Source organism: Ornithinibacillus halophilus (assembly GCF_900129485.1).
Classification (GTDB): Bacteria; Bacillota; Bacilli; order Bacillales; family Amphibacillaceae; genus Ornithinibacillus; species Ornithinibacillus halophilus.
This window is the reverse complement of the sequence record NZ_FQVW01000001.1, coordinates 231,495-250,461: the sequence shown is the minus strand read 5'-3', so window position 1 is coordinate 250,461 and position 18,967 is coordinate 231,495. Positions and strand designations below refer to the sequence as shown.

The 18,967-nt window shown below is 34.7% G+C and carries 20 protein-coding genes; 4 read left to right on the top strand and 16 right to left on the bottom strand.

Annotated features, from left to right (window positions below):
• Nucleotides 1-5: 5 nt before the first annotated feature.
• The 7 genes from BUB12_RS01275 to BUB12_RS01245 all read right to left on the bottom strand — a co-directional run bounded on the left by BUB12_RS01275 (nt 6) and on the right by BUB12_RS01245 (nt 8,951).
• Nucleotides 6-788, bottom strand: a complete 783-nt coding sequence (locus BUB12_RS01275) for an enoyl-CoA hydratase (protein WP_072887189.1) — start codon at nt 786-788, stop codon at nt 6-8.
• Nucleotides 789-869: 81 nt separating this feature from the next.
• The gene (locus BUB12_RS01270; protein ID WP_072887177.1) at nt 870-1,082 is read right to left on the bottom strand and encodes an acetyl-CoA carboxylase biotin carboxyl carrier protein subunit; all 213 of its coding nucleotides are present in this window, start codon (nt 1,080-1,082) and stop codon (nt 870-872) included.
• Between the two features lie 14 nt (nt 1,083-1,096).
• Nucleotides 1,097-2,446 (bottom strand): acetyl-CoA carboxylase biotin carboxylase subunit, encoded by a 1,350-nt coding sequence (locus BUB12_RS01265; RefSeq protein WP_072887175.1) that lies wholly within the window; start codon nt 2,444-2,446, stop codon nt 1,097-1,099.
• 28 nt (nt 2,447-2,474) lie between these two features.
• Nucleotides 2,475-3,617 carry an acyl-CoA dehydrogenase gene (locus BUB12_RS01260; RefSeq protein WP_072887173.1) on the bottom strand — a complete coding sequence of 381 codons (1,143 nt, stop codon included), beginning with the start codon at nt 3,615-3,617 and terminating at the stop codon, nt 2,475-2,477.
• Nucleotides 3,618-3,868: 251 nt separating this feature from the next.
• Entirely contained in the window at nt 3,869-6,328 is a 2,460-nt protein-coding gene (parC, locus tag BUB12_RS01255; RefSeq protein WP_072887171.1) for a DNA topoisomerase IV subunit A, read from the bottom strand.
• 22 nt (nt 6,329-6,350) lie between these two features.
• Nucleotides 6,351-8,339, bottom strand: coding sequence for a DNA topoisomerase IV subunit B (parE, locus tag BUB12_RS01250; RefSeq protein WP_072887169.1), 1,989 nt, complete (start codon nt 8,337-8,339; stop codon nt 6,351-6,353).
• A 198-nt stretch (nt 8,340-8,537) separates the two neighbouring features.
• Nucleotides 8,538-8,951, bottom strand: a complete 414-nt coding sequence (locus BUB12_RS01245; protein WP_072887155.1) for a CoA-binding protein — start codon at nt 8,949-8,951, stop codon at nt 8,538-8,540.
• A 212-nt stretch (nt 8,952-9,163) separates the two neighbouring features.
• Here BUB12_RS01245 and plsY point away from each other — a divergent pair, with 212 nt between their 5' ends.
• The 3 genes from plsY to yidD all read left to right on the top strand — a co-directional run bounded on the left by plsY (nt 9,164) and on the right by yidD (nt 10,981).
• Entirely contained in the window at nt 9,164-9,745 is a 582-nt protein-coding gene (gene plsY / locus BUB12_RS01240; RefSeq protein WP_072887154.1) for a glycerol-3-phosphate 1-O-acyltransferase PlsY, read from the top strand.
• Between the two features lie 82 nt (nt 9,746-9,827).
• Nucleotides 9,828-10,742 (top strand): GTP cyclohydrolase FolE2, encoded by a 915-nt coding sequence (folE2, locus tag BUB12_RS01235; RefSeq protein ID WP_072887152.1) that lies wholly within the window; start codon nt 9,828-9,830, stop codon nt 10,740-10,742.
• A 14-nt stretch (nt 10,743-10,756) separates the two neighbouring features.
• Nucleotides 10,757-10,981 carry a membrane protein insertion efficiency factor YidD gene (gene yidD / locus BUB12_RS01230; RefSeq protein ID WP_072887150.1) on the top strand — a complete coding sequence of 75 codons (225 nt, stop codon included), beginning with the start codon at nt 10,757-10,759 and terminating at the stop codon, nt 10,979-10,981.
• A gap of 34 nt (nt 10,982-11,015) precedes the next feature.
• On the opposite strand, the gene BUB12_RS01225 is transcribed toward yidD, so the two are convergent.
• From BUB12_RS01225 to BUB12_RS01195, 7 genes are all read right to left on the bottom strand, one after another.
• Nucleotides 11,016-11,318, bottom strand: coding sequence for a hypothetical protein (locus BUB12_RS01225; RefSeq protein WP_072887148.1), 303 nt, complete (start codon nt 11,316-11,318; stop codon nt 11,016-11,018).
• A 3-nt stretch (nt 11,319-11,321) separates the two neighbouring features.
• The gene (locus tag BUB12_RS01220) at nt 11,322-11,744 is read right to left on the bottom strand and encodes an acyl-CoA thioesterase (RefSeq protein ID WP_072887146.1); all 423 of its coding nucleotides are present in this window, start codon (nt 11,742-11,744) and stop codon (nt 11,322-11,324) included.
• Between the two features lie 131 nt (nt 11,745-11,875).
• Nucleotides 11,876-12,103 (bottom strand): small acid-soluble spore protein Tlp, encoded by a 228-nt coding sequence (tlp, locus tag BUB12_RS01215; protein ID WP_072887144.1) that lies wholly within the window; start codon nt 12,101-12,103, stop codon nt 11,876-11,878.
• Between the two features lie 198 nt (nt 12,104-12,301).
• Complete coding sequence (locus BUB12_RS18160; RefSeq protein ID WP_072887674.1) at nt 12,302-12,448, bottom strand: FbpB family small basic protein; 147 nt, start codon at nt 12,446-12,448, stop codon at nt 12,302-12,304.
• 85 nt (nt 12,449-12,533) lie between these two features.
• On the bottom strand, nt 12,534-13,103 hold the full coding sequence (locus tag BUB12_RS01205) for a redoxin domain-containing protein (RefSeq protein WP_072887132.1): 570 nt from the start codon (nt 13,101-13,103) through the stop codon (nt 12,534-12,536).
• Between the two features lie 193 nt (nt 13,104-13,296).
• A complete protein-coding gene (gene acnA / locus BUB12_RS01200) occupies nt 13,297-15,999 on the bottom strand; it encodes an aconitate hydratase AcnA (RefSeq protein ID WP_072887130.1) in 2,703 nt (900 codons plus the stop codon).
• Between the two features lie 249 nt (nt 16,000-16,248).
• Entirely contained in the window at nt 16,249-17,322 is a 1,074-nt protein-coding gene (locus BUB12_RS01195) for an ATP-binding protein (RefSeq protein ID WP_072887128.1), read from the bottom strand.
• A gap of 227 nt (nt 17,323-17,549) precedes the next feature.
• On the opposite strand from BUB12_RS01195, the gene BUB12_RS01190 reads away from it, so the two are divergent.
• Nucleotides 17,550-18,035, top strand: coding sequence for a DUF2621 domain-containing protein (locus tag BUB12_RS01190; protein WP_072887126.1), 486 nt, complete (start codon nt 17,550-17,552; stop codon nt 18,033-18,035).
• On the opposite strand, the gene BUB12_RS01185 is transcribed toward BUB12_RS01190, so the two are convergent.
• Nucleotides 18,032-18,523, bottom strand: coding sequence for a CcdC family protein (locus tag BUB12_RS01185; RefSeq protein WP_072887124.1), 492 nt, complete (start codon nt 18,521-18,523; stop codon nt 18,032-18,034). The two genes, BUB12_RS01190 and BUB12_RS01185, sit on opposite strands and share 4 nt — an antisense overlap.
• Before the next feature lie 40 nt (nt 18,524-18,563).
• A complete protein-coding gene (locus tag BUB12_RS01180; protein ID WP_072887122.1) occupies nt 18,564-18,944 on the bottom strand; it encodes a response regulator in 381 nt (126 codons plus the stop codon).
• Between the last annotated feature and the right edge of the window lie 23 nt (nt 18,945-18,967).

The window sequence follows — 18,967 nt, the reverse complement described above, 5'->3', positions numbered from 1 at the left end:
TCCAGTTATTTCCCTTTATACTCAGGTTTTCTTTTTTCGGCAAATGCTTTAAGTCCTTCAAGACGATCATTAGTTGGGATAGTTTCTTTATATGAAAGATGTTCAATTTCAAGTCCAGTTGTTAAATCGACTTCTGTGCCGCGATTTATTGCAGTTTTAGCTTGGCGAAGTGCAATTGGACCGTTAGAAGCAATGGTATTAGCAGTTTGAATAGCTTCATCATATAAATCTCTTACATCGACAAGTTTTTCAACGATACCTAGTTTATAAGCTTCTTCTACTGAGACTGGTTTAGCCGTGTAAATAAGACGCTTGGCTTGGCCAATACCAATTAATCGAGGCAATCGTTGTGTTCCACCAGCACCAGGTATAATTGCTAATGATGTTTCCGTTAACCCTACTTTTGTATTCGTTGCAGCAATTCGAAAATCACAAGCTAGTGCTAATTCAAGTCCCCCACCAAAAGCAACACCATTTAGTGCAGATATTACAGGAACTTTTATATTTTCAACTGCGTTTACTGTTTGTCCAATGTATCGGACAGTGTCTATTACTTGTTTATTCGACATCCCTTTTCTTTCTTTTAAATCAGCTCCAGCACAGAAAGCTTTATCTCCTGCACCCATAATCACAACACAATAAATAGATTCATCCGAATTAATGTCGTTCACCGTTTCATTAAGTTCATCAAGTAGTTGAATCGACATTGCATTTGCTGCTTCGGGTCGGTTTAACGTAATTAAACCAATATGTTGGTCGATTCGTTTATAATCTATAAGTCTAGTCATATGTAAACCACCCTATATAGTATATTGATATTAAAGAGAGCACTTATTATGCTCCCTCTAATATCTCTAAATAGTAATCGACTACTCAATTATTGCAATAGTATCTCCTTCATTTACAAAGTCACCTTCAGCAACTTTGAATTCTATAACTGTCCCTGCTTCTTCTGCTGCAATAGGAATTTCCATTTTCATAGATTCAAGAATAACGATATCTTGATCTGCTTCAACTGTATCTCCTTTTTCTACTACAATCTTCCATACATTTCCTGCCATATTTGCTTTTACTTCTGTCATTCTATTTCCTCCTCTTATTTAACTACCGGTAAGTAATATTCATCGACGAATGCTGTTGTTGTATTCCCTTTTTGAAATTCTTCACTTTCTATTACTTTTAATAACATAGGAATATTTGTTTTTATACCTTCTATTTTAAAGCGTTGTAGAGTATGTTTTAACTTTGAAATCGTATCTTCTCTATTTTCACCCTTTACAATTAGTTTACTAATCATAGGGTCATAAAAAGGTGTTACATCATAATTACTTTCTACTCCTGTTTCCAAACGAACATAATCTTCAGTAGGTGTTTCAAAAGTTGTAATATGTCCAGGAGATGGAAAGAAGGTTACTGGATCTTCTGCATAAATTCTTGCTTCAATTGCGTGTCCGTTTATCGATAAGTCATCTTGTTTAATTGTTAATACCTGGTTACTAGAAATTTTAATTTGTTCTTCGACAATATCTATTCCAGTAATCTCTTCGGTCACAGGATGTTCAACTTGAATGCGAGTATTCATTTCTAGAAAATAGAAATTCTCTTCTTCATCGACCAAAAATTCAATTGTTCCAGCATTGGTGTAATTTAAAGTATTTACTGCCTGAATAGCTGCTGCTCCCATTTTCTCTCGGGTGGACTCAGAAATAAACGTAGATGGTGCTTCCTCTATCACCTTTTGATTTCTTCGCTGAATAGAACATTCTCTTTCGAAAAGATGAACTGCATTGCCATGATTATCGGCCAAAACTTGAATCTCAATATGTCTAGCATTCTCAATCTTTTTTTCTAAGAACATTGATCCATCACCAAAAAATGTTTGTGCTCTTTTTCTATTGCCGTCGAAAGCTTTGTGAATTTCATCGTCATTTCGTACGACTTGCATTCCTATTCCACCACCGCCACTGGCAGCTTTAAGCATAATTGGATAGCCAATATCGTTTGCTATTTTTATAGCTTCCTCTGTGGTATCGACCGCTTCTTTTGTGCCTGGCACTATAGGAACATTCGCTTCTTCCATCGCATTTCTAGCAGCAATTTTATTTCCCATTTTTTCGATAACATCACTTTTTGGTCCAATAAATGTAATGTTTTCTATTTCACACTTCTTTGCAAACGACCCATTCTCACTTAAAAAGCCATATCCGGGATGTATTGCATCTACTCCGGTTTCTTTAGCAATAGAGAGGATTTTTTCTACATTCAAATAGCTTTCATTTACTCTAGGTGGCCCAATGTGAAAACTTTCATCAGCCATAGTAACGTATGGTGCTTTCTGATCTGCTTCAGAATAAACAGCAACAGTTTTAATTCCCATTTTTTTGCAAGTTTTAATCACTCTTGCTGCAATTTCACCACGGTTAGCAATTAGTATTTTTTTTATCATTATCTCTCTCCTATTATTAAGATTAATGTTAGCATCCTAATTGTCTAGCAATGACTAATCTTTGAATCTCTGAAGTTCCTTCCCCGATTTCTAGAAGTTTAGCATCACGCAAATAGCGTTCAACTTCATATTCACGCATATATCCATATCCACCATGTATTTGAATGGCCTGGTTTGCAGCGCGAAAGGCTGTTTCAGTAGCGTATAGCTTGGCATATGCAGATTCTTTTGTAAATGGTTTATTTTGATCTTTCAACCAAGCAGATTTATAAACCATATTTCTTGCGAGTTCCACTTCCATCGACATGTCTGCTAATTTAAATTGAATTGCTTGGAAGTTCGAGATTGGTTGATTAAATTGCTTTCTTTCTTTTGCGTACTCTAGTGCCTTTTCTAATGAAGCTTGAGCAATACCTAATCCTAAAGCAGCAATTGAAATTCGCCCACCATCTAGTGTATATAAAAACTGTTTAAATCCTTTTTGCGGATCACCTAATAGATTTTCTTTTGGAACACGAACATTCTCTAAAACTACTTCAGCTGTATCAGAAGCACGAACACCCATTTTATCGTAATTACTAGTTATGGTTACACCTTCTGTATCAGTAGGAACGATAATCGCTGAAATGATATTTTTACCACTATCATTCTTTCCTGTGACAGCGGTTACAATTATTGTCTTAGCAAAACTCGCATTGGTAATAAAACATTTTTCACCATTGATAATATAATCATTACCATCTTCAACTGCAGTAGTCTTCGTCCCACCTGCATCTGAGCCGGCATTAGGTTCAGTTAACCCAAACGCTCCAAGTGACTTTCCTTGAGCTAATGGTGTTAAATATTTTTCCTTTTGTTCTTCAGTACCAAAATAATAAATTGGACTAGCACCTAACGATACTGCTGCTGCATAGCTAAGGCCAGTACCACCACAAATGCGACCAATTTCTTCTACTGCAATTGCATAGGATAATGTATCTCCACCGGAACCACCGTATTTTTCAGGAAATGGAATTCCTAATAGACCGAGTTCACCCATCTGTTCAAAAATATCTTGAGGAAACTCTGCATTTATATCCATCTCTACTGCTCTAGGTCTAATTACATCTTCTGCGAAATCTCGTACCATTTTTCGGATCATTGATTGTTCTTTCGTTAATTCGAAATCCATGTTAAACCTCCCATTATGTAATTTCTATTACAGACTTTGAAGCTTCCTACTGAAAAGTCTAAATAAAGACCCATCATGTCTTATTATTCCATGAAAGAAAATGCATTTCAATTATTATTTTTCAAAATTTATTATATTATTGATATTTATAGTTAAATCAGTATACTTTTAACGACAAAAAAACCGAACTACGATTCAAATCCTCTAAAGATTTGAATTAGTTCGGTTTATAAATAGGTACGGTTTTAGACTTAATTACTATTAATTAGAGATTCATCGAAAGGTTTTTCATATGTTGATTGTTTCCAAACTGCCACTACTTCACCTTGAGTATCTGCATCAATAACAAATGAGCCATTACTATATCGGTCACTTGTAGATAATTCTAGTGGGAAGATCTGATGTACTTCGTCTGACTCCGTCTTAAAGCAGATTATATCATTTTCATACGATACAAAAAATCCTCTGATACGATGTGGCTTGTTTTTCAATTCGCGCAACATAAATACACCGCGTTTGGCACGACTGGATTTTTCAAATTCTCTCAGTTTCATTCGTTTTGCTGCACCACGTTGAGTAACAACGACTAATGATGGTTCAGTTAGATCATCAAATACTTGACCATTAACGACAAATTCTCCATCTTTAAGCTGTATTGCTTTTACTCCAGCAGCTCTTTGTCCAACAGGGGAGATTTCAGATTCATGGTACCATAATCCATACCCTTTATTGGATGCAATAAACACATCAGAATAACCTTTAGTATGAACAACACTTACAACTTCATCGTCTTTTTTAAGATTTAGTGCAATGAGAGCTTTAGAATACCGTTGGGCCTCATAAAGTTTTAATTCACTTTTCTTAACCATTCCATTTTTAGTGAAGAAGATGAGGTATTCTTCTTCTTTAAATTCCCTTACTGGTAATAAATCAATAATATATTCATCTTTATCAATCGTTACTATATTTGAAATATGTTGTCCGATATCCTTCCATCGGATATCAGGTAACTCATGCACTGGCAGATAAACATATTTTCCTTTGTTGGTAAAGAGCAATACTTTGTCTGTAGTATTTATTTCCGCTTGTTTTACGAGATGATCCTCTTCCTTCATGGCAAAATCTTCGCCGTTGGAAGCAGAATAAGAACGTAAACTGGTTCGTTTAATGTAACCATCTCTAGTTACGGTAACAAGAACATCTTCACTTGCGACTACAACATCAATATCGATGGTCAATTCTTCAATTTCGTCTTCGATAACTGTTAAACGTGGTGTCGCATAAGTCTTTTTCAGCTGTTTGAGATCTTTTTTAATTGTTTGAAATAGCTTCTTTTCACTCGCTAGAATTGATTCTAATTCTTCAATTCGTTTACGGAGTTCTTCCGCTTCTTCTTGTAATGATGTTATATCCGTATTCGTTAATCGATATAACTGTAACATAACAATTGCTTCTGCTTGCGCCTCAGTGAAATCATATTTAGCAACAATTTGTTTTTTAGCATCTGCTTTGTTCTTCGATGCGCGGATTGTAGCAATTAATTCGTCTAAAATAGAAATGGCTTTTATTAATCCTTCTACAATATGAGAACGATCTTTAGCTTGTTTAAGATCAAATTGAGTTTGTCTAGTAACTACTTCTTTTTGATGAGCAATATAAGCATCCAAAATATTGTGTAATGATAATAATTTTGGTGTTTTATCTTGGATTGCTACCATATTAAAGTGATACGTTACTTGTAAATCAGTATTTTTATATAAGTAATTTAAAACACCTTCACCATTTACATCTTTCTTCAGTTCTATTACGATCCTTAGCCCTGTACGGTCCGTTTCATCGCGAACTTCAGCAATGCCTTCTACTTTTCGGTCAATGCGAAGCTCATCTATTTTTTTCACTAAATTGGCTTTATTCACTTCATATGGGATTTCGTCAATAACGATTTGTGAGCGATTCCCTCTAATCTCTTCCACATTGGCTCTACCACGAACGATAATCTTCCCTTTTCCAGTTTCATAAGCCTTTTTAATTCCTTCTATTCCTTGAATAATACCACCTGTAGGGAAGTCAGGACCTTTAATAATTTGCATCAGTTCATCAACAGAAACATCTGGTTTATCGATTCTTCTAATGACGGCATCAATAACTTCTGCTAGATTGTGTGGAGGAATATCGGTAGCATACCCCGCTGAAATTCCAGTGGAGCCATTAACCAGCAAATTAGGGAATTTTGCTGGTAATACAACAGGTTCAAAATCTGTGTCATCAAAATTTGGTATGAAATCAACTGTTTTCTTGTTGATGTCACGCAACAATTCCGCTGAGATGCTAGAAAGACGGGCTTCTGTATAACGCATTGCTGCAGGTGGATCTCCGTCGATACTCCCATTATTTCCGTGCATCTCAACAAGTACATTTCGCATTTTCCAATCTTGACTTAAGCGTACCATCGCTTCATATACAGAGGAATCTCCATGTGGATGATAGTTCCCGATTACTACCCCGACTGTTTTTGCTGATTTACGGAAATTATTTTCATGTGTATTTCTCTCTTGATGCATTGCGTATAAAATTCGTCGTTGAACTGGCTTTAAACCATCTCGCGCATCAGGTAATGCACGATCTTGAATAATATATTTACTGTATCGACCAAATCTGTCACCAATTACTTCTTCTAACGGAAGATCTAAATATTTTTCAGTTTGTGACAAATTAATCCCCCCTTACTACTAATTACGTATGAATCTTGTCATTATCTAGAATATTTGGGTCATCTTCTAAACCAAATGCAACATTGCTCTCAATCCACTTCCGTCTCGGCTCAACCTTGTCCCCCATTAAGGTGGTTACACGACGTTCTGCTCGAGCAATATCATCTATAGAAACGCGAATTAACGTTCTTGATTCAGGATTCATTGTTGTTTCCCATAATTGGTCAGCATTCATCTCGCCTAACCCTTTATACCGTTGAAGCATATACCCATTTTTAAATTTGGCGACTGCCTTTTTCATTTCATTTTCATCCCAGGCATAATGAATCTGTTCTTTTTTGCCTTTTCCTTTTGAGACTTTATAAAGTGGAGGTAAAGCGATATATACTTTTCCTGCTTCTACTAGTGGTCTCATATAACGATAAAAGAAAGTTAACAATAAGACTTGAATATGAGCACCATCCGTATCAGCATCGGTCATAATAATAATTTTATCGTACTGTACGTCTTCAATATTGAAATCGCCACCTATACCAGCCCCGATTGTATGGATAATAGTAGAGATTTCTTCATTTTTAAATACATCTTGAATTTTAGCTTTCTCAGTATTAATAACTTTACCTCTTAAAGGCAAGACTGCTTGGAACTTACGGTCACGCCCTTGTTTGGCGGAACCACCTGCAGAATCTCCCTCCACTAAGTAAAGTTCATTTTTCTTCGGATTTCTTGATTGAGCTGGAGTTAGCTTACCACTAAGTAAGGTATCTTTTCTTTTTCTCTTTTTCCCTGTTCTTGCTTCCTCTCGTGCCTTTCTAGCCGCTTCCCGAGCTTCTTTTGCTTTAATAGCTTTTTTAATTAGTGAACCGGCTATATCAGGGTTCTCTTCAAGAAAATATGATAGCTTTTCTGAGATAACAGAATCTACAGCAGAACGAGCTTCAGAAGTACCTAACTTGCCTTTTGTTTGCCCTTCAAATTGTAGTTTTTCTTCTGGAATTCGAACGGATACGATAGCAGTAAGACCTTCTCTAATGTCAGTACCATCTAAGTTCTTCTCTTTTTCTTTTAGTAAACTGGCTCTTCTAGCATAATCATTAAAAATTCTCGTAATCGCTGAACGTGCACCAGATTCATGAGTTCCTCCATCTTTTGTGCGCACATGGTTAACAAAGGATAGCATACTCTCTGCATAACCATCATTAAATTGAAACGCAAATTCAACTTCTATATCTAACTGTTCTCCTTCAAAGAAAACAACATCATGAAGGATATCTTTCTCTTCATTTAAATAGCGAACAAATGATTTTAATCCTTCAGGATACTCATATTCTTCATGTTCTTCCGTTCTCTCGTCTACTAATTCAATTTTAAGACCTTTTAATAGGAAAGCTGCCTCACGTAAACGTTCTGAAAGTGTCTCCCGATCAAAAGTAGTAGTAGAAAATAGGGTTGGATCAGGCTTGAAATGAATATGAGTCCCATTTTTTCTTGTATTTCCTTTATTTTGTAAGCCCCCAACGGGTTTCCCACCATTTTCAAATCGTTGATAGAATTTTTGACCATCACGAAACGTCGTAACTTCCATCCATTCGGAAAGAGCATTAACAACGGAAGCCCCTACACCATGTAGTCCTCCACTTGTTTTATAGCCACCTTGTCCAAATTTACCTCCTGCGTGAAGTACTGTAAAGATGACTTCCATCGTTGATTTACCTGTTTTGTGTGTCCCTGTTGGAATACCTCTACCTTTATCTTCAACAGTTATACTCTCATCTTTATGTATGATCACCTTTATACTGTCGCCATAACCTGCTAGTGCTTCATCGACAGCATTATCAACAATCTCAAATACAAGATGATGTAATCCCCTATGATCTGTACTTCCAATATACATACCAGGTCTTTTACGGACTGCGTCAAGTCCCTCTAATACCTGAATCGATTCATCTGAATATTGTAACGTTTCTTTACTCAATCGCTCGTTTTCTCCTTTCCCAACCAATTGCTTCATTAAAACTACCCCAAAACAGAACAAGTGTTTTATTTATATTATATGTTAGTTAATTAAATCAAATCAACTAAGAACATGGTTTATAGTATACACCATTTTGAAACAAAGTGTATAGGCAACATGGATGAACAAAGAAAAAAGGACGACTAGGTGTCATCCCTTATAATGAAGATATTACTGTTTTTTGAGCGTATTTCATCATTTTGTTACTAAAACAGCATGGGCTACTTTAATGCAAAGATCCATAATTACTGTAAAATCATGTTCTTTTAAATAATCATTCGCCTCTTCATTTACGATTCCTTGTTGTGCCCAAAACACTTTACAATTTGTGTTTACTGCTTCACGAGCAATTTCTGGTAAGAATTCTGGTCTACGAAAAACATTAATAATATCAATTTCTTCTTCAACTTCACTAAGGGAGGCATATGCCTTCTCACCTAATACTTCATCTACAGTAGGATTTACAGGTATAATTCGATAACCACTATCCTGCATTACTTTAGATACTTGGTACGAGGTACGAGTTGGGTTATTGGAAAGGCCAACAACGGCTATTGTTTTTGCTGATTCTAGTATCTCTTTTATTTCTTCTTTAGAAGGATTTTCCATCTTGTTCTAACCCCCTTTGAAATCAATTTGCTTGTCTATTATGCTATAATTATAAAGCTTGATTCAAATCAATTCAAATTTATCTTACATGTAACGGTAAAAGGTACTCCTTAATAAATGAGAAAACTATTTATATAAATAATTAGTACCTTCTATTAGTAGTTCATGGTAAAATATAAAAAAGATTGGAAATATGGAAAGTAGGTAAAATCATGGAATACTTTATTTTTGCAGTGATTGCGTATTTATTGGGATCTATCCCTTCAGCACTTATCATCGGAAAACTGGGCTACAATATTGATGTACGGGAACATGGAAGTGGGAACCTAGGAGCAACAAATACCTTCCGTGTTTTAGGTGTAAAAGCTGGTGCTATCGTAACCGTAGCAGATATATTAAAAGGAACGGCAGCAACCTTATTACCAATATTATTTGCTGCTGAAGTATATCCTTTAATTATAGGACTGTTTGCTGTTTTGGGTCATACATATCCTCTTTTTGCAAAATTTAAAGGAGGAAAAGCAGTTGCAACCTCAGGTGGTATTATTTTAGGTGTTAGTCCTATTTTATTTATCACTATGGTCTTGACATTTCTATTAACACTATATTTGTCTAAATACGTATCGTTATCATCCATGATTACTGGAATTGTAACAGTTGTTGTCTCTATTTTCATGGGAGATACAGGACTTATCATCGTTACGTCTTTATTAACCCTTTTTGTTTTTTATCGTCATAAAGCTAATATTAAGCGAATCATCAATAAAACAGAACCTAAAATTACATGGATGTAACTAAACGCATTAATTGAACAAACGACTATTCCAAAGTATACTTTTAGGAGAACGTCTTAGCTTCAAAAGAAAGGGATAAATCATGGAGAACATTAAAATAAAATCATTACCAAATAAAGAAGAACGTCATCGATTATTCGGATCTGTGCCACCAGGACCAAAAACAAAGCCAACTGAAAAAAATAAAATGTCTGACTTGCAAAATGTAGAAAAGGATTTTTTATTTGATATTGATACAGTTGGAATTGCTAATGTGAAACACCCTATTTTTGTTAATAGCAATTTACAACCAACACATCAAACAACTGTTGCTACCTTTCAATTTGAATCAAGTATTAGTAAAAATAATAAAGGGACAAATATGAGCCGTTTTACTGAGCAACTAAACCAATATCATGAGCAAGGGTTTACTGCAGATTTGTCAACGCTTAAATCATTCACATATGAACTAGCGCAAAGGTTGGGTAAAGATGATGCAACGATTAGTGTAGCATTTCCTTGGTTTTATGAAAGGAAAGGTCCACAGTCAAATTTAGTAGGAATGAATCATGCAGATATCTCAATAACAGTTTCTTACGACGCTAAAAAAGGTTATTCAGTTGTGGCGAGCCTTTCTGCACTAATAACTACACTTTGCCCTTGTTCAAAAGAAATAAGTGAATATAGTGCACATAACCAGCGAGGCAACGTAACGATGGAAGTCACCTTTACAGATGATTTTGATGATACTAGTTTGGATTGGAAAGAATTATTGTTAGAAGCTGCAGAAAGTAACGCAAGTGCTAGAATACACCCAGTTTTAAAACGACCTGATGAAAAAATAGTAACTGAACAAGCTTATGAGAACCCGAGATTTGTGGAAGATATGGTACGCTTGGTTGCGGCGGATTTGTATGAGATGACATTTGTTCGTAAGTTTAAAGTCTCTTGTAGAAACGAAGAGTCCATACACATGCACGATGCAATCGCTTCTCTTACTTATGATAAAGAAAAATAAAGAAGGTTGTTTTAATGAAATATTTATTTATAGGTCTAATTCAATTTTATAGAAAAGCCATTAGTCCTTTTACACCACCTTCTTGTCGTTTTCACCCCACCTGTTCAGAATATGGGTTAGAGGCATTTAGAAGGTTTGGAGCTTTTAAAGGATTTTATTTAACAGTTAAACGCATTAGTAAGTGTCACCCGTTTCATCCTGGTGGGGTTGATTTAGTACCCGAGAAAAAAGAAAAATAACAGAGGTTTTCCCATTGCTTGGGAAGAACCTCTATTATTTTAATTTAAAACGCTCTATTTGATCCCATTTCCCCTCTTGAATTAAAATAGTCAGTTGTTTTTCACCAAATAAGTCAAAATGTGGATATCTCTCATCACGATGAATCCATTTAGGATCTAAGTTATATTTATTTCCCCATTTAATAAGCTTCTTAAGATCACTACAGCCAACTTTGGTAACTGTATCACATCCAGGAAAACGGTCATCCAACCAAAAATGCGTTAAAATAGCAATTTTCCCATTCTCAACTTCTGCCTTCCATTTTACTAGTTCATCCCTTTTAATACCAAAGGCCATCTTTTAACCTTCTCCTTCTAACTTTGATAAGTATTTTTCATGCCACTCAGGAAAGGTCTTACGTAAAGATAATGGGCGAAATGAATCTTTCTTCACAATGACATGTTTCGTACTACCTGTTACACAGATTTCTCCACTACCATTTAAAATATTATATCCATATACAGTACGTAATCCATCATATTCTTCTAACCATGTTTCAACAAAAGCTTTTTCTCCATAGCGTACTGGTTTCTTAAACGAAATTTGAGCATCAAGAACAGGAGACACAACTCCTTGGCTTTCCATTTTAGCATAGCTTAAACCCAAGTCTTCAATGAATTTCGTTCGTCCAATTTCAAACCATATTAAATAATTTGCATGATATACAACTCCCATTTGATCTGTTTCTTGGTATCTAACGTCAATTTCTGTTTTATTTTTCAATTTGGACTCCTCCTCTATCTACTACAAGGTTAGTGTATCATATAAAGAATAATGGATGGTTTTGGGAAGCTTGACATGCTAATTAAAAGAAAGAACCTCAAATCAGAACTTGATTTGAGGTTCTAGTATCATTAATGTTGATTGTTGTATTCATCTTTAATTTCTTGACGAAAACCATCAATTGCTTCTTCTCGTCGCTTATTTTTAGCTTTGATTTGTTCCTTCTCTTCCCCAGAAGCAAATCTCATAGTTTCATGTGCTGCTTCAACATTCTCAATTGTATTTTGAACCATATTTTGAAGCTTTTCTACATTATCACTTCGATCATCTGGTTTAGGTTTATGATTTTGATGGCTCATTCTACGCTCTCCTTTGCATATAATTTGGGTAGCCTGAACGGCTATCATTATTTTCTTCCAATTCCCTTTTACTATTCGATGTTCCCGTTATTTAAATATCCATAATCTGTAAGTAGTGATTTATGATATGTAAAAATAAATATTGATTTATAATACAAAAAAATCCTCTCAACTTATTCGAGTTGAGAGGATACCAATTTACGCTTCTTTATTTTGTTGTAGGTTTTCATGGATGCGTCTCTCAATATTTTCTTCTATCTTTTCCATTAACTTTTTATCTTCTAAGATCTGCTTTCTATTTGCTTGAACTAACTCATCATAGGATACTCGCTTTTTAAGAGAAATGGCTAATCACTCCTTATTCCTTGTTGTTAATAAGTAGTATTGCCATTTCATATGAATTTTATAATAATTTTGTTTAAAATAAATATTAGTTTAGTTCATGCATCATGGATTCCATAAATTCATAAGTCATTGGACCAATTTTAGTTTGCTGTTGTATAACTCCGTCAGTACCAATAAAATAAGTAGTTGGTAAGGAAATAGCCATATACTCATCCACAACTTTCATTTCCGGATCTAACAGTACAGGAAAAGTATAGTCGTATTCCTCGATAAAGTCTGCAACTACCCCCTCATTCTTCTCTGAATCAGTTGCATTTAGAGCGATGATTACAACTTCATCACTATATTCTTCATGAAATTCCTGCATTTCTGGCATTTCTTTTTTGCACGGTGGGCACCATGTAGCCCAGAAGTTAAGAAAAACTTTTTTGCCATGAAAATCGGATAATTTTACGTTTTCCCCTTCTAATGTAGTCAACTCAAAATCAGGTGCTGTTTCCCCAACTTTAATTCCTAAAGCCTCAGGGGAAACCAGAGTATCCTCGCTATTCACAAGATTCTCGTTTTCATTCGAGCTATTTTGTTGAGTAATATTAACAATTAAAATGATACCTAAAACTGCAATTATTGCGATGCCGATTACTTGTTTAATCATATTAGCACTCCTAAACACTCTAATACTTTCATTGTATTTCTGAGTATCAAAATAGTAAAGAGATTACGTTGTTTGTTCATACAATAGTCAGAATCAGAAAAAAGTATAAGAAAGTGCTAGCGCTTGGGGCTAGACCATCTCTGAATAAAAAAATGAGCCCCATACAGGGACTCATTTTTTTATGGAATTTAAATTAAGCTTCCATTTTATTACGTAATACCATTTGTAAAATACCACCATGACGATAGTAATCAATTTCAACTGGACTTTCAAAACGTGCAATTACATTAAATTCAGTTGTTTTACCATTTTCATCAGTAGCAGTAACTTTTACTAAGTCACGTGGTTGAACATTTTCGTCAATTTCAACATTAAATGTTTCGCGACCAGTTAATCCTAGTTTGTCAGCATTCTGTCCTTCTTCAAATTGAAGTGGAAGAACACCCATCATTACTAGGTTTGAACGGTGGATACGCTCAAAGCTTTCAGCAATAACTGTTTTAATTCCTAATAAGTTAGTACCTTTTGCAGCCCAGTCACGAGATGATCCCATACCATAATCTTTACCAGCAACTACTAGTAAACCAGTATTATCTTCTTGATACTTCATTGCAGCATCATAGATAGGCATAACTTCTTCTGTTGGCCAGTGAGTTGTATAACCACCTTCAGTACCTGGTGCTAACAAGTTACGGATACGAATATTAGCAAATGTACCACGCATCATAACTTCATGGTTACCACGACGAGAACCGTAAGAGTTAAAGTTACGTGGAGAAACGTCTTTTTCTTGTAAGTATTTACCTGCAGGCATATCTTTAGCAATGGCACCAGCTGGTGAAATGTGGTCAGTTGTAACAGAGTCACCAAATTTACCAATTGCACGTAAACCTTCTAATGGTTCTACTGTACCAGCTTCTTTGGATAAACCTTCAAAGAATGGTGGGTTTTGAATGTATGTTGATTCAGTATCCCATTCGAATAATGGTTCATCAGTTGTTTCGATTTCATTCCATTTTTTGTTTGAGTTAAATACATTTTCGTATTCTTTACGGAAGATCTCTGGATTAACTACATTTTCTACCTCTGCTTTGATTTCTTCCATTGATGGCCAAATATCATTTAGGTAGATTGGTTCACCATCAGCATCAGTACCTAACGCATCTTTCGTTAAATCAACATCAACAGTACCTGCTAGTGCATAAGCAACAACTAGTGGTGGTGATGCTAAATAGTTAGCTTTAACTAATGGGTGAATACGGCCTTCAAAGTTACGGTTACCAGATAGTACGGAAGAAACTGTTAAATCGCTATCAACAATAGCTTTTTCAATTTCTGGGCGTAATGGACCTGAGTTACCAATACATGTCGTACAACCATAACCAACTAAGCTGAATCCTAATTTATCAAGATAAGGCATTAGACCTGCGTCTTCAAGATAACGAGTTACAACTTTAGATCCTGGTGCTAGAGATGTTTTCACGTACTCAGGAACTTCTAATCCTTTTTCAACTGCTTTTTTAGCTAGTAAACCTGCACCAAGCATTACATATGGGTTTGATGTATTTGTACAAGATGTAATTGCTGCGATTGCTAGCGCACCTGTTTTCATAACAGAAGTTTTACCATTTGGATGTTCAACAGTAGCTTCTTTATCAAATTCTGATTTATCTAGACCAAAGCCTTGGTTACCAGATGGTGCAGTAACTGCTTTGTTAAATTCTTTTTGCATATTAGATAATGCAATTAAATCTTGTGGACGTTTAGGTCCAGAAAGGTTTGGTTCTAGCTCTGATAAGTCGATTTCAATAACTTTAGTATACTCTGGATCTTGTTGATCAGGAGAGTACCAAAGGCTATTCTCTTTACAATATTTTTCAACTAGGCCAATTTGTTCTTCACTACGACCAGTTAAACGTAAATAATTTAAAGCTTCTTCATCTACTGGGAAGAAACCACAAGTAGCACCATATTCAGGAGCCATATTTGAAATTGTAGCACGGTCAGCTAATGGCATATCCTGTAATCCTGGTCCGAAGTACTCAACAAACTTTCCTACTACGTTTTGTTCACGTAGAACTTGAGTAACTTTAAGTGCTAAGTCAGTAGCAGTTGTACCTTGTGGGAAGCTACCAGTAAATTTAACACCAATAACATCAGGTGCAGGGAAGTAAGATGGTTGACCAAGCATTCCAGCTTCAGCTTCAATACCACCAACACCCCATCCTAATACACCAAGTCCGTTGATCATCGTAGTATGTGAGTCAGTACCTACAAGAGTATCAGGGAATGCATCATATTCACCGTTTTCATTTTCAAGTGCATGAACAACATTTGCGATATATTCAAGGTTAACTTGGTGCACGATACCAGTTGCAGGTGGAACTGCACGATAGTTTTCAAAAGCTTTTTGTGCCCAATTTAAAAATTCATAACGTTCAGCATTACGTTCAAATTCTAATTCCATGTTTGCTTGTAAAGCATTAGGAGTACCGTATTGGTCAACTTGAACGGAGTGGTCAATTACAAGGTCAACTGGAACTTCTGGATTGATTTTATCAGGTTCTCCACCCATATCAACCATTGCTTTTCTTAATGAAGCTAGATCAACTACTGCTGGAACCCCAGTAAAGTCTTGTAAAATTACACGAGATGGTTTGAATGGTACGTCTAGTGCTTTTGCTTTTCCCCAGTTTGCTAGCGCCTTTACATGTTCATCATTAATTACGTGTCCATCATATTGACGTACTAGAGATTCTAAAAGTACGCGAATGGAAAAAGGTAAACGAGAAACATTACCAACTCCAGCATCTTCTAAAGCTTTTAATTGGTAGTAATTGTACGTTTTACCGTTAAGATCGAATTTCTTTTTAGCGTTAAAAACATTCTCTCCCATTACATAAACCCCTTTCTTATACAAATAGGTTTCATAGATTCAATGATTTGTAGACATTTTGCAAAATGAAACCAAAAAAAATGTATTATGTGTAGAAAAATATCTCTCACATAATACATATTATAGCAAAATTAGTGATAAAACAATTGATTACCGTTCGTTTATAGATAGTAAAAAGTTATGTAGAGTGATAAGTATTACTTATACAAAAAACTCTCAAAATAAACTGATAATTATAACGAATAAATTTTATTTAAATTTAATTCGAAACGTACTACCTTTGCTACTATTTTGGATGATATCTAAAGTGGCATTATGTCTATCTAAAATCTGCTTAGTAATCATTAGTCCTAAGCCAGTTCCATTTTGTTTTGTCGTAAAGAATGGTTCGCCTAGCTTGTGAATCACTTCCTCACTAATACCTGGTCCCTCGTCAATCACATCCACTCGAATCTTATTATTGACTTCTTGTACGATAACTTGAATGACACCATTTTCTTCCATTGCTTCTATAGCATTTTTAATAAGATTTAGTAATACTTGCTTTATTTGTGACCTGTCACAAGTAATAGTCGCATTTTCTGATTGTACGTGTTTTATTGTAATATTTTTTAACTTTGCTTGTGATTTCAATAATTTAACAACATCTTCAATCATCTCATCGACAAGTTCTTCTTCTTTTTGATCTGTTAATGGTTTGGAAATATATAATAGTTCCGAAGTTATTTTTTCCATTTTCTCGATTTCATCAATCATAATCTTGTAATATACCTCTTTACGATTCACTCCAGCTTGTAATAATTGTAAAAAGCCTTTAATTGAAGTAAGTGGATTACGAATTTCATGAGCAACACCAGCAGCTAGCTGCCCCGCTACTGACATTTTTTCAGAACGAACCATCATTTCTTCAACTTCTTTTTTGTCCGTGATATCTTTAATTATCGAAATAAAAATTTCGCTTTTTGTTGTTGGGTGAAATTTTTTTATTATCTTACATTCACACCAAATATACGATTCATCGTTTTTCTTCAAATGTACCGTTAAAAGCTGTTCATCCTCAGTTTTTTTATCTAATTGTTTTTTCATCGTTGTTATGTCATCTGGAGCTATTAAATCTTCCCAAGTTATATCTACTAAATCTGATAATGTATATCCAAGTATTTGTTCAGTTGATTTTGAGAAAAATAAAGCTCTCCCTTTGTGATCCCAAATTGAAAAAATATCGTTACTATTTTCCTCAAACCAATTTTGGATAAACTCGGGTAGTGATGTCAAATCAGTCGCAATATGTGGAATTAACAAGTCTTTCACGTCTTCTTCCATCACTTTTTCCCCCTTTGTCTTACAATATTCAACAATCGATATATGTATATGTAATCCAAACGTAATTTATGAAACTTGTATCTATGATTAAATCAACTTATAATATTACATAATAGTTACTAATAGTAATATTACTATAAAATTCAAAAAAAATAAATCATTAATTAAATTAGTATGTCATTTTTCCTAATTATAACTAGGATTAATAGAAAGAGGAATGGTGAACTATGTCAGCTTTGGGTGATTATTTTATTGTATTTTGGGGATTTTTATTAATTGGATTAATGGCAATTGGTGGCTACTTTATGTTTCGTAAATTCTTAAAGTCTATCCCAAAAGAAGACGGTAAATCGGATCTTGATTGGGAAAAACATTATTTAGATAGAACACGACATATGTGGAGAGATGAAGAGAAAGCCTTACTCGAGGAGTTAGTGTCACCAGTTCCTGAATTATTTAGAGATGTTGCTAGACAGAAAATAGCTAGTAAGATTGGCCAAGTTGCTCTACAAAAAAAGAAAAATATCATCACTCAAGATATTTTAATTGAGGGCTATATTATTGCAACTCCAAAAAGAGATCATAAGTTTCTTCGTAAAAAATTAAAAGAGAAAAATATCGATGCTCAACCTTATGAAGAACTATTTAAAAAGTCGGCTACAGATTACAGTGAAGGCTGGGAAGCAAAGTATAATAAAAGCAAAAAGCACTAACCGAGTTGGTTAGTGCTTTTACTTAAATTTAACTTTCTCTCTAATTGTTTATATTTGTATAGCATAGCTAAGCGCCACGTTGCTATCATACCAAAGGCTAGTAAAAAGAACATCCCACTAGTTTCTCCTAAAGAAATGGATTGACCTAGGATTAGTTTTATAACGACTCTTACAATCAATAACCCAAAAAGAATGAAAATAAAAGCCTTTGATGGCGTAATATATATATCGTCAGCTTTTATTTCAAACGTTGTCGTTTTAATTAAAAAAATAGAAAAAACCATTCCAACAACAATTGCTTCTATTACTTGTATCCATTCCACACGAAAAATGGGAAATATAAACATAAAAGCCCCTGTACTCATAAAAATTGGCGGAAGGATTATCTTTTTTACAGAAACAGGTTTCTTAGCAGCTTTTAAACGAACTAAAATGGCCATTGTAGCCATAAAAAAAGCAGCCACAGTACTTGCTACAATCCAAAACATAAAAATCACTCTTTCTCATGCCAAAAAACCCCATATTTAACTAAATATTAATATGGTCATTCTTCTCTAGAATACGATTAACTGTCTCTAATACTCTACTTTCATCGAATGGCTTAACGATAAAGTCTTTTGCACCAATTTCAATAGCATTTACAACAATTTTTTGTTGTCCCATTGCTGAACAAACTATTATCTGTGCATTTCTGTCATATGTAACTATCTCTTTAATTGCATCTATTCCATTCATTATTGGCATTGTTATATCCATTGTTACTAAATCAGGTTTTGTATCTTTATAAAGCTCTACTGCTTGTTGCCCATTTTCTGCCTCTCCCACAATTTCATGGTTTTCTTTACTTAAGATATTGGCTAATGTTACTCTCATGAATTTTGCATCATCGACAATTAAAACTTTCGCCATCTATCATTTCCCCCAAATGTAAA

Coding starts and splice junctions, on each gene's coding strand:
- BUB12_RS01275 (WP_072887189.1), bottom strand. CDS start 788: ATGACTAGACTTATAGATTATAAACGAATCGACCAACATATTGGTTTA.
- BUB12_RS01270 (WP_072887177.1), bottom strand. CDS start 1,082: ATGACAGAAGTAAAAGCAAATATGGCAGGAAATGTATGGAAGATTGTA.
- BUB12_RS01265 (WP_072887175.1), bottom strand. CDS start 2,446: ATGATAAAAAAAATACTAATTGCTAACCGTGGTGAAATTGCAGCAAGA.
- BUB12_RS01260 (WP_072887173.1), bottom strand. CDS start 3,617: ATGGATTTCGAATTAACGAAAGAACAATCAATGATCCGAAAAATGGTA.
- parE (WP_072887169.1), bottom strand. CDS start 8,339: ATGAAGCAATTGGTTGGGAAAGGAGAAAACGAGCGATTGAGTAAAGAA.
- BUB12_RS01245 (WP_072887155.1), bottom strand. CDS start 8,951: ATGGAAAATCCTTCTAAAGAAGAAATAAAAGAGATACTAGAATCAGCA.
- plsY (WP_072887154.1), top strand. CDS start 9,164: ATGGAATACTTTATTTTTGCAGTGATTGCGTATTTATTGGGATCTATC.
- folE2 (WP_072887152.1), top strand. CDS start 9,828: ATGGAGAACATTAAAATAAAATCATTACCAAATAAAGAAGAACGTCAT.
- yidD (WP_072887150.1), top strand. CDS start 10,757: ATGAAATATTTATTTATAGGTCTAATTCAATTTTATAGAAAAGCCATT.
- BUB12_RS01225 (WP_072887148.1), bottom strand. CDS start 11,318: ATGGCCTTTGGTATTAAAAGGGATGAACTAGTAAAATGGAAGGCAGAA.
- tlp (WP_072887144.1), bottom strand. CDS start 12,103: ATGAGCCATCAAAATCATAAACCTAAACCAGATGATCGAAGTGATAAT.
- BUB12_RS01205 (WP_072887132.1), bottom strand. CDS start 13,103: ATGATTAAACAAGTAATCGGCATCGCAATAATTGCAGTTTTAGGTATC.
- acnA (WP_072887130.1), bottom strand. CDS start 15,999: ATGGGAGAGAATGTTTTTAACGCTAAAAAGAAATTCGATCTTAACGGT.
- BUB12_RS01195 (WP_072887128.1), bottom strand. CDS start 17,322: ATGGAAGAAGACGTGAAAGACTTGTTAATTCCACATATTGCGACTGAT.
- BUB12_RS01190 (WP_072887126.1), top strand. CDS start 17,550: ATGTCAGCTTTGGGTGATTATTTTATTGTATTTTGGGGATTTTTATTA.
- BUB12_RS01185 (WP_072887124.1), bottom strand. CDS start 18,523: ATGTTTTGGATTGTAGCAAGTACTGTGGCTGCTTTTTTTATGGCTACA.
- BUB12_RS01180 (WP_072887122.1), bottom strand. CDS start 18,944: ATGGCGAAAGTTTTAATTGTCGATGATGCAAAATTCATGAGAGTAACA.